The sequence below is a fragment of the Aestuariivirga sp. genome (assembly GCF_044238155.1).
In the GTDB taxonomy this organism is placed as follows: Bacteria; Pseudomonadota; Alphaproteobacteria; order Rhizobiales; family Aestuariivirgaceae; genus Aestuariivirga.
The window spans coordinates 1-13156 of the sequence record NZ_JBIIDX010000101.1 but is presented as its reverse complement, the minus strand read 5'-3'; the positions used below and the strand labels follow the sequence as shown (position 1 = coordinate 13156).

Sequence of the window (13156 nt, the reverse complement as noted above, 5' to 3'; positions counted from 1 at the left end):
ATTGTTCCACTCTTGGTGTTTTTCAGTCGGTCAAGCGGGCTCATATCCTGAGCGTAATTGTAGGCCAGCATGACGGCGGTCCTTGCACTGGGCCACAAGCGGAGCGGGTCAGCCCGCCGTGCCTCCGCCTCGGCCATCCAGTTCATTCCTGCATGGTGGCCATCGGCAATGAACCGGCGGAGTCGTCCGGCCAGCACTGCGTTGCCACCGGGGCGTGTAAAGCCAATAGCTGCAAAACCCTCTGCTGCAGCTCTCTCTCGGATTTCCTTGGCTGTAGGTGTCACGTTCAGAAGTCGAGGTCAGCATAGTGCGGCGCCGGCCGCACGCCCCGCACAGTATCGGCAAGGAGTGGTCGGAAGGACGGCCTTGATTTCATCCTCTGATACCAAGACTCGGCTGCCGGATAGTCTGCCCAGGGGATGCCACCGAAATAGTCGATGGCAGAAAGATGTGCAGCAGCTGCGAGATCTGCGAGGGAAAAGTACTGCCCGGCCAGCCATGGCCGGCGGTCAGCAAGGTGGCCGATATAGGAAAGATGCCAACGAAGCCGACTCATGGCATGGCGCACGCGTGCGACGTCAGGCCCACCGCCTCCCTGTCCGGCTGGCAGGAAGCGACGGATCAGTTTTTCCGTCAGGACGGGCTCGCTGACTTCGGCATAGAACTTGCCGTCAAACCAGCCCATGAGCCGGCGGGTCTCGGCGCGCTCGAAAGAGGTGCCTGGAATGAGTGACGTCAGCGCTGACTTTGTTTCCTCGAGGAACTCACCGATCGCTTCAATGCCGCAGATCGCGGTTGTTGCATTCTCCAGAAAAATTGGAAGGGTACCTGCGGGGTTCAGTTCCAGAACATCAGCACTAGGGTTCCAGGGTTCTTCATTGATCAATTCGACTGGCAAACGATATTCCGCAAGTGCCAGGCGAATGCGGCGGCTGAAGGGATCAAGGGTGAAGTGGATGAGCGAGGGCATCTTAAGACGAAATTAACCTTGAGATTGGCAACTCGGGCAATGGCGGCATCTCTTGCCGCAATTGCACCAGATGAGATGGCGTATAAAGCCCTCTCCGCCTTGGCCGCAAGCAAATCCGACCGACCAGGCGGAGACCGGGAGTAGCCAGTTCATGCTCATTGTTCAGATCGTCGTGTTGGCGCTGATCCAGGGCATTACCGAGTTTCTGCCCATTTCATCCTCTGGCCATCTCCTGCTCGTACCAGCGCTCACCGGCTGGCCCGATCAGGGCGTTGTTACCGATGTCATGGTCCATATGGGCTCGTTCCTTGCAGTGGTTGTATACTTCTGGCGTGACTGTGTGAACCTTGCCGCGGGTGGATTTGATCTGTTGCGGGGGCGGGTCACGGCATGGGGCAAGCTTGCTCTCTTGATTGTGCTTGGCACTATTCCAGCCGTGCTGTTCGGCTTGCTTCTGGATCGCATCGGCTTCATGGCGATTGTCCGGCAGATGCCCATCATTGTCGCCTGGAATGCGATCGTGTTTGGCATTCTACTCTATCTGTGTGATCGTTTTGGCATGTCGCACCGGCGCATGTCAGACATGACCTGGCTTCCTGCTCTCATCATCGGATTGGCTCAGGCAATTGCCATCATACCAGGGGTCAGCCGCTCCGGCATTACCATGACTGCAGCGCGGTCTCTGGGCTTTGAGCGACCTGAAGCTGCCCGGTTTGCATTTCTGCTTGGCATTCCTGCAATTGCCGGGGCAGGCATTCTGAAGCTTGGTGATGCCCTTGCCAGCGGCACAGGCATCACCTTCACCATGGTGCTGACGGCGGTACTGACCTTCTTCGTCGCTCTCGGAACCATCACCGTTCTCATGCGGCTCGTGCGGCATGTGAGCTTTCTGCCCTTCGCCATCTATCGTGTGGCGCTTGGCTTGATGCTCCTTGGCCTGATTTATTCCGGAATGCCGTTAGGAGCCGTGAACTGACCGGCTTTGCGATAGCGATAGAGGTATGCCGGGACAATGGCCTCAATGCTCTGGGGCTCAATGCCAAGACCCTCGAGTGTCCGACCTTCGCGTTGAGCCTCGGCATTTACTATATTGTCTGACCTGAGCATCTCGACTTGGTCGATCGTCAGGGGCGGGTTTGGGAGCATGCCGAGAAGTGCCGCCTGAAGCTTGGCCAAGCCCCACGGCAATGGAAGCAGCAATCGCTTGCGACCAATCGTATCGAGTGTGAACTGCAGCAACTGCCGGAAGCTGAGAATCTGTGGACCACCCAGTTCGTAAGTCTTGCCCCCGGCTTCGCCGCGATCAACCAGCCGAACGACAGCCTCGGCAATATCGCCAGCGAACACTGGCGCAAATTTGGTTTCTCCGCCACCAATCAGCGGCAGGAACGGTGCAGTTCTTGCCAGCGACGCGAAACGATTGAAGAAAGAGTCCTCGGGTCCGAAGACAATAGACGGCCGAAGCACGATGGTACCCGGGAAAGCGGCGCGCGCACGGGCCTCACCCTCTGCCTTGCTGCGTGCATAGGCGGCAGGTGAGGCCGCATCGGCACCAATGGCCGACATCTGGATGAACATCTGGGCCCTGGCCAGTTTGGCGGCCCGGGCTGCGGTCTCGGCTCCGAAGGCATGAACGGCATCAAAACTTTGCGCACCCGCCGAATAGAGTACGCCCGTGAGGTTGATCACCGCATATGCGCCTTCGCAGGCGGAGTTGATTGAGGCGGGGTAACGCACATTGGCCTGGACCGCGACAATCTGGCCAGTGTTGCCCAGAGGTTGTAGATGCCCTGCCAGATCTGGTCTACGGCAGGCAACGCGGATTCGATAGCCCCGGCGGGCTAAGGCTCTGACGATATGCCGTCCTAGGAAGCCGGAGCCGCCGATGATGGTGATAAGTCTGTCGGAAGGCTGGACGAACACCGGTCTATCTCCATTCAGGGGGTCTTGATCTATTAGCCGCCGGATTTAACGAATGCAAAGGTCCTGGCGGCGCTTCCATGGCCGTCTTTGCAGGTTGGTTGACAGTCCTGCCAAGCCTCTCTAAGACACGCAACGCTAGCCCAGATGGCGGAATTGGTAGACGCACTAGTTTCAGGTACTAGCGCCGCGAGGCGTGGAGGTTCGAGTCCTCTTCTGGGCACCATTCCTTTACGCACGGCAAACAGCGGGACGCTCTGATGGCAATCAAGCTTCACAAGGGTGACCTGCCTCAGGGCATCGAGTTCGGCACGTCAGTGGCCATTGATACCGAGACGCTGGGTCTCGTTCCCCGCCGTGACAAACTCTGCCTCGTTCAGCTTTCTGCGGGCGATGGAAACGCCCATCTTGTGCAACTCGATCGCTCCTCTTACGACGCTCCCAATCTCAAGGCCCTTTTGACCAATCCCGCGATTACCAAGATCTTCCATTTTGCGCGTTTCGATGTGGCGGTGATCAGGTATTACCTTGGTGTTGACGTGGCGCCCGTCTACTGCACCAAGATCGCCTCCAAGCTCACTCGAACCTATACTGACCGGCACGGACTGAAAGATTTGATCCGGGAGCTTCTGGGTATTGAACTCAACAAGCAACAGCAGAGTTCGGACTGGGGTGCCCACATGCTGTCCGACGCCCAGAAGCAATACGCTGCCCAGGACGTGATCTATCTGCACGAGCTTAAGGCGCGCCTAGATCAGATGCTGATCCGCGAGGGTCGCGATGTGGTAGCAGAGTCTTGCTTCAAATTTGTTCCGGCGCGCGCCGCGCTCGATCTTGCCGGCTGGACCGAGGAAGATATCTTTGCGCACTGACAGTGCCCGAAGAGCTCTGCGCAACGCCAGTGTGGCGCGAGCTCTCAGTTGGCTTGCGGCTCTGATCGGTGTTGCGTTCATCTGTGCGTTCCTTGTCCAGGCGGGGGTGTTCCAGTCACTGCTGCCTCGTGAGGAGACCCCGCCTCCAGACGTAGACCCCAATCGGATTACGGCTGAAGTATCCACTGTCTCCGGTGTTGACGAGCAAAGACAGCCATATCAGGTAAAGGCCAAGCGTGGCTGGCAGGATGGCGCGTCACCGAACATGGTCTTTCTTGAAATGCCGGAGGGGCGTTTCCGGCGTGCAGGGGGTGAAGAATACACGGTCACGGCTGCCGCCGGGCGATACGATACAAGTGCCAAGACACTGGAACTGGAGGGCAATGTCGTATTGGCTCAGCCGGACCGTTTCACGGCCCGCATGGAGCAAGCCAACATTGCCGTTCGCGACAAGAAGCTGGTTTCGAAATCTAAGGTGGTAGTCCGTTTTGACGATGGCGGCACTGTGGATGCCAACGGCATGCAAATAACCGATGACGGCGCCCGGATTCTGTTCTTGAATGGTGTGAAGGCCCGTTTTGCTGCGGGTTCTGGCGATGGAGAAACGGACCCATGATGAAGGCCTTGCTTGCCACAGCCCTCTTGGCGGTTCTGGTGTTGCCTGTAGCACCTGCCATGTCTCAAAACCAGACGTCTGAAAACCAGACGTCGCCATCGACACAGGCCGCACAACCTGTTGATGTGACTGCAAATGAAATGGAAATCTTCGACAAGGAGAAAAAAGCCGTTTTCCGCGGGTCAGTCGATGCCACACGGGGTACCACCAATCTCAAGTCTGAGATGTTGACGATAATCTATGCCGAGGTGAAGCAGCAGGATGGCACCTCGAAGATGGACGCCACGGCGCTTGAAGCCAAGGATAACGTGACGATCACTACCACGCGCGAAACCATCACTGGCGACTGGGCGAAATACGATCCGCAGACTGAAAAACTCGTGGTCGGTGGCAACGTAAAACTGATCCAGGGCAAGTCCATATTGACTGGCAATGAGCTTCAGGCTGATCTCAAGACCAGCCGGATGAAGATGACGGGTGGACGTGTCACGGGGAGTTTCGTTCCTCAGTGAAGCATATCTTGAAGATCAACCCATTGGACGGACACTCTCTTGGCCCGTGACAGAGACGCAGGAACAGGCCTCAGCACCGCAGAGGCAGTGCCTCCGCAGGATCGTGCTGGAATTGTGGTCGAGGGATTGCGAAAATCCTTCAAGCGACGGACCGTCGTTCGTGATGTCTCGCTCCGTGTAAAGCGTGGAGAAGCCGTTGGGCTTCTGGGGCCGAATGGGGCCGGCAAAACAACTGTTTTCTATATGATTACCGGCCTCATCCCAGCTGATAGCGGGCGGATCAGTCTTGATGGCGCGGATATCACCCATCTGCCGATGTACCGTAGGGCACGGCTGGGAATTGGCTATCTTGCGCAGGAGGGCTCGATCTTCCGCAGTCTCACGGTGGAAGAAAACATCAATGCCGTGCTTGAACTGACAGAGAGCTCAAAATCGAAGCGCAAGGCCAAACTTGAGGAATTGCTAGAGGAATTTTCGATTACCCGAATACGGAATTCACCGGCAGTAGCGCTTTCCGGAGGCGAGCGCCGGAGGGTAGAGATTGCCCGCGCACTGGCAGCGGAACCAGAGTTCATGCTGCTTGACGAGCCCTTTGCCGGCATTGATCCGATCGCCATCAACGATATCCGTAATCTGGTGCGACAGCTGACTTCCCGTGGGATTGGCGTGCTTGTGACCGATCACAATGTGCGGGAGACGCTTGAGCTCATTGACAAGGCTCTCATTATTCATGAGGGCCAGGTGCTGACCGAGGGTTCCCCACAGGAGATTGTCCGCAATGCGGATGTCCGGCGCTACTATCTTGGCACCGACTTCAGCCTCTGAAGCGCTAGGGAAAGACAATGACCCTGAAGCAACGGCTCGAATTGCGTCAGGGCCAGTCGCTGGTGATGACGCCCCAATTGCAGCAGGCCATCAAGCTGCTGCAGATGTCCAATATTGAACTGCAGGCCTTTGTTGACCAGGAGCTGGAGCGTAATCCACTGCTTGAGCGTGATGAACGCCAGGAGATCCGCGTCAGCGCTTCCGAAGACCCTGATAGCCAGCCTGACGTTGTCAGTGCCTTGACATCATCGAGCGATCCGCAAGAACGGCTAACCACGCTCGATACCGACCTGGACAACGTCTATACCCATGAGGCCCGGGCTGATGCCGCTCATCGTCAGGCGTCTGCCGGCCCGTCTGACTCGGGCTGGTCTTCCCTTCGTCCTCAAGGCCATTTGCCCACAGATTCAGATACTTTGGATTTTGCTGCAACCATCAGCCGTCCGCAAACACTTTCTGAACATTTGACTGATCAGATGATGCTGCTCCTCTCTGACCCCGCTGAGCGCATAATTGGTCAGCATCTTGTCGGGATGCTGGATGAGACCGGTTATCTTACTGCGGGAATTGTAGGTATTGCAGACACTCTTGGAACAACCCCGGCTCAGGTCGAGCGGGTGTTGCGTAAGCTTCAGGCCTGTGATCCACCCGGGGTATTTGCCCGTGATCTTGGTGAATGCCTGATGCTCCAGCTGCGCGAGCGGAACCGGTTTGATCCTGCCATGGCAATATTGCTTGAAAATCTCGATCTCGTTGCGCGACGGGATTATGCCACATTGAAGAACTTATGCCGGGTTGACCTTGATGACTTGAAAGACATGATTGCGGAGCTGCGTGCGCTCAATCCGAAGCCCGGGCATGCTTTTGGCGGAGAACCTGTCCAGCCGGTCATTCCTGACGTCACGGTCCGCGCCTCACCCGACGGTGCCTGGACAGTTGAGCTCAACAGCGAGACCTTGCCGCGGGTGCTCGTCAACAATCAATATTTGGCAAGAGTATCGGCATCAGCCCGCGATCAGGATCGCCTCTTTCTGACTGAATGCCAGACAAGCGCAGCATGGCTCGTCAAGAGCCTGGATCAGCGGGCACGAACGATTCTCAAGGTTGCACGCGAAATTGTCCGCCAACAGGATGCATTTCTAGTGCTTGGCGTGCAACATCTCCGGCCACTCAACCTGAGGACGGTCGCTGATGCAATCGAGATGCATGAGTCGACCGTCAGCCGTGTAACATCGAACAAGTACATGGCCACACCACGTGGAATCTTCGAATTCAAATATTTCTTTACCACTTCGATTGCATCTGCCGACTCGAGTGGTGACGCGCATTCCGCGGAGGCGGTTCGCCACCGCATCCGCGCCCTGATTGCCGGGGAAGGGACAGACGTTCTCTCGGATGACATGCTGGTCGAGAGGTTGCGGGCGTCAGGCATTGAGATTGCTCGGCGTACTGTCGCTAAGTACAGAGAGGAATTGGGAATTCCCTCTTCTGTCCAGCGCCGTCGTGAAGCCAGGGTGATGCGCCGCGAAGAACGTTGACGGGAAGCGGCCACTCGACTAGTTTCCGCGCGCTTCGCAGCGAAGGGCTTTGGGAGAGGCCCAGCGAAGGTTTCATGTTGCGGCGCAACTGGCGCCGCGAGGGTTTCAGGCAAGCTTGACGGGCCAGTTGACGGACTAGGCAAACACGCCCATCTGTAGGATCGGGCGAAGCAGGGATTGTTGCGACGACCATGCAGATAAAAGTGACTGGCAAGAATCTTGATGTCGGTGATGCGTTGCGGAGCCACATTCAGGAACGGCTTCAACAGATCCAGAGCAAGTACTTCGAGGGCACGGTGCATGGACATGTCACCGTGGAGAAGCAGCGCGCTGGGTTCACAACCGACTGCGACCTTCACCTCGCGACAGGGCTCGTCCTGCAGGCGGAGGGGCATGCCAGCGATGCCCGTCCGAGTTTTGATGAGGCCGCCAACCATCTCGAGAAGCAACTTCGGCGCTACAAACAGCGGCTGAAAGACCATCATCGCAGCAGGCGTGAGCCCGTCCGCCGTCTTGAGGCGCAAAGTTATGTGATTGCCGCCGCGACCGAAGAGCCGGAACCCGGGCACCCGGTGGTGGTGGCGGAAACGGGCGTAAGCCTGCCCGAGCTTACTGTTGGCGAGGCGGTGATGCAGCTCGACATCTCGACCCAACCATTTCTGCTGTTCCGCAACGGCGGGCATGGGGGGCTCAATCTCGTTTATCGGCGGGCCGATGGCAACATCGGTTGGGTAGATCCCCAGCCGCCGGTCTGATGTTCACACAAGTCTCACGGACCATATCCAGCATGACTCTCGACTCGATCATCGATAAGCAGTCGGTACTGGCTAGCCTCAAGGCCCAAAACAAGAAGCAGTTGCTCCAGGAGCTGTCTCAGGTTCTTGCAAACCGCGTGGCAATTGATCACCGGCTGATCTTCGAGACGCTGTTCCAGCGTGAGAAACTGGGCTCGACGGGAATAGGTCAGGGCATCGCCATCCCGCACGGTAAGCTGCCTAGCATTTCCCGGGTGTACGGGCTGTTTGCCAGGCTTGCAGTACCTGTCGAGTTTGACTCGGTCGATGGACAGCCCGTCGATCTCGTTTTCGTGCTGCTTGCGCCCGAGCACGCGGGGGCTGATCACCTGAAGGCGCTTGCCCGTATTTCACGGATGTTGCGTGATCCGGCTGTTGTCGCCAAGTTGCGGGGCACGGATGACTCAGAGGGTCTGTATGCCATCCTTACGGAACCTGCGGCCAATCCGGCGCCAAACGCCTCTGCCGCCTGACCTCTCCAGAGGACCTACATGTCCCTGGCTGGGGAGATGACGTTCAAGTCTGGTCGATTGTGGCGAAGTCACCCTGTGGAAGCGGTACGAGGCAAGCGGCGCCTGCCCCAGACAGTGTGGAGCGACGGATCTCTGGATCAGGCAGAAACCGGAGAGCATGACCGCCCGCTCCCGTCGCCTCCCCACCATGCATTGGTCTTGCTCTTGCGGTGTTCACCGATCAGTTCGTTGACTGATCTAATGAACACTCATGGGCATAAGCTCATGTTCGAAGGCGCTTCCGAGTGCGGCTTCTCTCGATCCTGAAATCGAGACGGGCGTACCATCGGCGTTATACAGGCAGTAGAGCCGCGCCTCTGGCGCCACGTGGGCCTGCTTGCCCAAAAGGCGCTGAGCCTCCTGCATCTCAATCTCCCGAATGTAGCCCAGGGCGCCCTCGCCGAGCTGAGCCAGGTCCTGAGTGGTCAGCTCAACGGTCTTCTTGCTGTTGATCTCAGTCATGTCATCAGCCTCCAATCTGAATACGGCGAATGACACGCCGCGGTTCCGGTCGTTCGAGATGAATTTCGAGGAGCCCATTCGCAAGTCTCGCACCAGCCACCTCCATGCCATCTGCCAGAACGAAGGTTCTGATGAACTGGCGCGCGGCGATGCCGCGGTGCAGATAGGACCGGCCGTCCTCATCCTTCTGGCGACCACGGATGATGAGCTGGTTCTCTTCCACCGTCACATCAAGTTCGTCCCGGCCAAAACCTGCAACGGCCAGTGTGATGCGCATCCTTTCCGCTTCGCCATCGACTTTGGGCAGGCGTTCGATGTTATATGGCGGATAGCCGTCCCCTGAGGTTTTTGATGCTCTGTCGAGCATTCTCTCGAGCTCGTCAAAGCCAAGCAGCAGGGGGGAAGAAAAAACAGAAAGTCTGGTCATTTTGCCCTCGTAAAGCAGCAATTGGCCTGGGACCCTTCTGGCGGCGCCCCCGGCACTTTCCTCATATGTGAAGGCATCTTTCCGGAATCAAGGTGGCAGGGTCAAAGATGGCGCGGTACATTCCGTACGAGCCTGATGGTTCGGTCACCTTTCAATTCAAGGCGCCGGGGTTTAGAACGGGTCCCGGCTAGAAGAAGGAATTCAATCATGAAACCGGTGAGATGGGGCATAATTTCAACAGCCAACATTGGCGTCGCCAAAGTCATCCCCGGGATGCTCAAGAGCCGGGAGCTGGCAGTCGTGGCGATTTCGTCGCGCCGCGGCAAGACCGCTCAGAATTGGGCTGCGAAGCTTGGCATACCGAAGGCTTATGGCTCCTATGAGGACATGCTGGCTGATCCGGAAATCGAAGCAGTCTACAACCCGTTGCCCAATCATCTGCATGTGCCGCTGACACTGCAGGCGGCTCGGGCAGGCAAGCACGTCCTATGCGAGAAGCCCATTGCCATGACTGCCCGTGAGGCAGAGAAGTTACGTAAGGTGCCCAAGGGCATCATCGTCGCCGAAGCCTTTATGGTGCGTCACGCTGCCCAGTGGATTGCCGTGCATGATCTGGTCCGCCGCAAGTCGATCGGTGATGTGAGGGCCATTCAGGTCTTATTCTCCTACTTCAATCGCGATCCGAAGAATGTCCGGAATCAGGCCATGATTGGCGGCGGTGGGCTTCTTGACATCGGCTGCTATCCCATCACGGTTTCGCGCTATATCTTTGGCGCCGAACCGCTGAGGGTCACCGCCACGTTTGATCGCGATCCGCGCTTTGGAACCGATCGGCTCGCCAGCGGGCTTGCTGATTTCGGCAAAGGCCGGCAGCTCTCCTTCGCCGTTTCCACCCAGCTTGCGCCCTATCAGCGGGTCAATATTCTCGGAAGCAAGGGTCGCATCGAGATCGAGATTCCATTCAACGCACCACCTGAAAAGCCCAACCGGTTCTTCCTGCAGGGTATGACAATGAATGTGGGCAGCTGGCACGAACTGCCTGTCTCGGACCAATATCAGCTTCAGGCTGAGGACTTTGGCCGTGTCGTCCGTGGTCGGCAGAAGCTTGGCTGGGGCGTGGACGACGCAATCCAGAACATGCGCATCATTGACGCCTTCTTCCGATCGGAGAAAAGCGGTCGCTGGGAAAAACCCTAGCGCGGGCAACCGGCCTGTTTGGGATCGCGCCATCCGGTCATGGGAGTTCGGCAGTGGGCAGTAACGGCCAGGGGGAGGGTCATAAGCCTTTGCTTGCCCAAGTCGCAAAATGGAAGTCTGATCCAAGCCTAGAACGGGGCCATGCGGCTGCCGCCTCTGTCGCCGTGGCGGAGGCGGATATCCCATCTGGGCTCCAGTCACCCTGTGACTTCCATTTGGTTGCCTTGGTCTCCAGCCAGCTTGGCTGCCGCCAATCTGTTGCTGCTTCAGTGGGGCCATTGACGGGGCTTTGATGCCTCACTATAAGCCCGCCATCCCGATGGGCCGGTTCTGGCCGCTTGCTTGAAAACAGTGGGCGGTTGGTCGTGGTCTGAGCCCGTCAAGTCTATTCACGAGAAGTAGGACAACAGCCCGATGGCCAATACGAAATCGGCGAAAAAGGCGACCCGCGTTGCCAGCCGCCGCACTGAAATCAACAAGAGCCGTTTAAGCCGGATCCGCACCCACGTGCGCAAGGTTGAGGAGGCCATCGCGGCTGGCAACCAGGCTGAAGCTCAGGCGGCTCTGCAGGCTGCGCAGCCCGAGCTCATGCGGGGTGCCAGCAAGGGTGTTCTTCACAAGAATGCCGCGTCTCGCAAGGTGTCGCGCCTGTCGGCCAGGATAAAGGCCATCAAAGCCTGATCGAGTTCATCTTTCGGTTGCAAAACTGTAGAAATTGTTAGACGCCGGGCCATAAAGGCCCGGCGTTTTTTGTTCGTCCACAGGCACCGCAATCATCCGGGGACGGAGCGTCTTGCGCATATATTCTATTTGTTTTTCAAGTACTTATAAGTGTCATCGCCTGTGTGTCAGGGGTTGCCGCAGCGTCTACTGGCCATCTCCTCTTCCGGGCGCAAAAGTTGCAGCGTTCGCAGAGTGCTCGCTCGGGGTTCCCTGCACTAACAAAACCCGAGTGATCTCAGGATGTTAGAGTGCGCCCTGGGAGACCTCGGCTGTAGCCAATGGTGTCAAGTCGATTCCGTGTACGGAGTTTTTCTGGAATCAGGTTGCCTGCGCCGTTAACGCTTTTGTAAGGTCTGCGACGCGGGCGCTGCTTGTCGCTACGCGTCCGCGCAGAGCGAGGTTGTGATGGTCGTCCATCTTAAGCCTTGACCCGCGGTCGGTTGTGTTTGTTCGAGTGTCGCGCGCGGCCAGTTGGTGGCGCATGGTTTGGGTGTGTGGGGTGCGTGACAATCCCTATCGCAACAGGACGGTGTAGGTACGGATGCGACAGCAGGGGCGTGGGATAATCAGATCGGAAAGGGCCATGTACGGTCCTTGTCCCGGCTAAACGGGCTGAATCAATTCAAGAATGGAGTAAGGCGGTCAAGCCACTGGCTTGGGCGCACGATGATGGCACGACGCAGAATGCGTGCCGGGGGATTCGGAAGATATGACTTTAGAGCCGGATGTGAAAAAGAGATGGGATCGGGTCGCGCAACGGCTTCGCGCCGAGCTCGGTGAGGATCTCTACACTTCCTGGTTTGCCCGCATGGAGATTGAGGAATTGTCCTCCGGCCGCTTGGTCGTGTCCGTGCCGACGCGGTTTCTGAAATCCTGGATCGAAACTCATTATGTATCGAGGCTACAGAAGATCGGCGAGGCGGAACTCGGTCCCTTCGAGAGCCTAGTGGTGCGTGTTCGTACGCGCGGTGGACTTACAGCGGTGCGTCCTGTTCAGGAGGATCACGCTGTGGCTGCCCAGCCTGCCGTACAATCGGGCGCAGTGTCTCCGGTTTTGGCGGCAGTCCAGGCTGCTGCGGACCGCGCACCGCAGATCGACCCCAGCCAAACCTTCGAAACCTTCGTTGTTGGCCCATCGAACCAACTGGCACATGCTGCCATGTGCCGCGTGGCTGAGGCCGCGCCGGGCTCAGCCGTCAGCTTCAATCCCCTCTTTGTTCATGCCGGCTCAGGGCTGGGAAAGACCCATTTGCTCTCAGCCGTTGCTCACCGCGTGCGTGAACGCTGGCCGGACCGCATGGTGATGTTCCTTACGGCCGAACGCTTCATGATCAATTTCGTTATGGCGCTTCGTCAGCGTGATACTTTGGCCTTCAAGGATCAGTTTGCTGCAGTTGACGTGCTGCTGATTGATGATTTTCAGTTCCTGCAAGGCAAGACGATGCAGCAGGAGTTCTGCAACGCCTTCAATTCGCTGGTTGATTCTCGCCGGCAGGTGATTGTGGCAGCAGATGTGCCCCCCGCTCAGCTTGACGCGATTGACCAGCGTATGCGCTCGCGCCTGATGGGTGGTCTGGTGGTGGATATCGAGAGCCCAGATCTTGAGACACGTCGGCGTATCCTTGCCAGCCGATACGAAACGATGCTGAAGCGGGATCCGGCAGTCCTCATCCCCCCTGAGGTGCTGGAATTTGTTGCAAATCGCATCGTAGGGTCGGGGCGTGAACTGGAAGGTGCGCTGAACCGCATCGCTGCATATCAGCAGTTCAATCAGGCGGCGGTGACACT

General features: G+C 57.7%; 15 protein-coding genes, 1 tRNA gene and 1 pseudogene. 12 read left to right on the top strand and 5 right to left on the bottom strand.

Translation table 11 applies throughout. From position 1 onward, the window contains the following. Positions 1-284, bottom strand: a pseudogene (locus ACILRN_RS11325) (epoxyqueuosine reductase); the annotation flags it as partial. A gap of 2 nt (positions 285-286) precedes the next feature. Then, on the bottom strand, positions 287-970 hold the full coding sequence (locus ACILRN_RS11320; protein ID WP_395688368.1) for a glutathione S-transferase family protein: 684 nt from the start codon (positions 968-970) through the stop codon (positions 287-289). 151 nt (positions 971-1121) lie between these two features. On the opposite strand from ACILRN_RS11320, the gene ACILRN_RS11315 reads away from it, so the two are divergent. Next, positions 1122-1946, top strand: coding sequence for an undecaprenyl-diphosphate phosphatase (locus ACILRN_RS11315; RefSeq protein ID WP_395688366.1), 825 nt, complete (start codon positions 1122-1124; stop codon positions 1944-1946). Here ACILRN_RS11315 and ACILRN_RS11310 read toward each other — a convergent pair. Continuing rightward, complete coding sequence (locus ACILRN_RS11310) at positions 1913-2893, bottom strand: complex I NDUFA9 subunit family protein (RefSeq protein ID WP_395688364.1); 981 nt, start codon at positions 2891-2893, stop codon at positions 1913-1915. The genes ACILRN_RS11315 and ACILRN_RS11310 overlap by 34 nt on opposite strands. 138 nt (positions 2894-3031) lie before the next feature. Between ACILRN_RS11310 and ACILRN_RS11305 the strand changes: the two genes are divergently transcribed. The 8 genes from ACILRN_RS11305 (at position 3032) to ptsN (ending at position 8520) form a co-directional block, all read left to right on the top strand. Beyond that, positions 3032-3116, top strand: a tRNA-Leu gene (locus ACILRN_RS11305). A 34-nt stretch (positions 3117-3150) separates the two neighbouring features. Next, a complete protein-coding gene (locus ACILRN_RS11300; RefSeq protein WP_395688362.1) occupies positions 3151-3762 on the top strand; it encodes a ribonuclease D in 612 nt (203 codons plus the stop codon). Beyond that, complete coding sequence (gene lptC, locus ACILRN_RS11295; protein WP_395688360.1) at positions 3752-4378, top strand: LPS export ABC transporter periplasmic protein LptC; 627 nt, start codon at positions 3752-3754, stop codon at positions 4376-4378. The genes ACILRN_RS11300 and lptC overlap by 11 nt, the downstream gene beginning before the upstream one ends. Next, complete coding sequence (locus ACILRN_RS11290; RefSeq protein ID WP_395688358.1) at positions 4375-4890, top strand: LptA/OstA family protein; 516 nt, start codon at positions 4375-4377, stop codon at positions 4888-4890. The genes lptC and ACILRN_RS11290 overlap by 4 nt, the downstream gene beginning before the upstream one ends. An 87-nt stretch (positions 4891-4977) precedes the next feature. After that, positions 4978-5715 carry an LPS export ABC transporter ATP-binding protein gene (gene lptB, locus ACILRN_RS11285; protein ID WP_395688369.1) on the top strand — a complete coding sequence of 246 codons (738 nt, stop codon included), beginning with the start codon at positions 4978-4980 and terminating at the stop codon, positions 5713-5715. Between the two features lie 17 nt (positions 5716-5732). Continuing rightward, positions 5733-7253: an RNA polymerase factor sigma-54 gene (gene rpoN, locus ACILRN_RS11280; protein WP_395688356.1), complete on the top strand. Its 1521-nt coding sequence runs from the start codon at positions 5733-5735 to the stop codon at positions 7251-7253. A 203-nt stretch (positions 7254-7456) separates the two neighbouring features. Further along, positions 7457-8008: a ribosome hibernation-promoting factor, HPF/YfiA family gene (gene hpf, locus ACILRN_RS11275; RefSeq protein WP_395688354.1), complete on the top strand. Its 552-nt coding sequence runs from the start codon at positions 7457-7459 to the stop codon at positions 8006-8008. A 32-nt stretch (positions 8009-8040) separates the two neighbouring features. Beyond that, entirely contained in the window at positions 8041-8520 is a 480-nt protein-coding gene (ptsN, locus tag ACILRN_RS11270; RefSeq protein WP_395688352.1) for a PTS IIA-like nitrogen regulatory protein PtsN, read from the top strand. Between the two features lie 237 nt (positions 8521-8757). Here ptsN and ACILRN_RS11265 read toward each other — a convergent pair whose 3' ends face one another. After that, positions 8758-9021: a DUF1150 family protein gene (locus tag ACILRN_RS11265; protein WP_395688350.1), complete on the bottom strand. Its 264-nt coding sequence runs from the start codon at positions 9019-9021 to the stop codon at positions 8758-8760. 4 nt (positions 9022-9025) lie between these two features. Then, positions 9026-9448 carry an Hsp20 family protein gene (locus ACILRN_RS11260; protein ID WP_395688348.1) on the bottom strand — a complete coding sequence of 141 codons (423 nt, stop codon included), beginning with the start codon at positions 9446-9448 and terminating at the stop codon, positions 9026-9028. A gap of 207 nt (positions 9449-9655) precedes the next feature. On the opposite strand from ACILRN_RS11260, the gene ACILRN_RS11255 reads away from it, so the two are divergent. The 3 genes from ACILRN_RS11255 to ACILRN_RS11245 all read left to right on the top strand — a co-directional run. Beyond that, positions 9656-10645, top strand: coding sequence for a Gfo/Idh/MocA family protein (locus ACILRN_RS11255; protein WP_395688346.1), 990 nt, complete (start codon positions 9656-9658; stop codon positions 10643-10645). Positions 10646-11059: 414 nt separating this feature from the next. Continuing rightward, the gene (gene rpsT / locus ACILRN_RS11250) at positions 11060-11326 is read left to right on the top strand and encodes a 30S ribosomal protein S20 (RefSeq protein ID WP_395688344.1); all 267 of its coding nucleotides are present in this window, start codon (positions 11060-11062) and stop codon (positions 11324-11326) included. Between the two features lie 769 nt (positions 11327-12095). Then, the coding region (locus ACILRN_RS11245) for a chromosomal replication initiator protein DnaA (protein ID WP_395688342.1) at positions 12096-13156 on the top strand (1061 nt) is incomplete at its 3' end.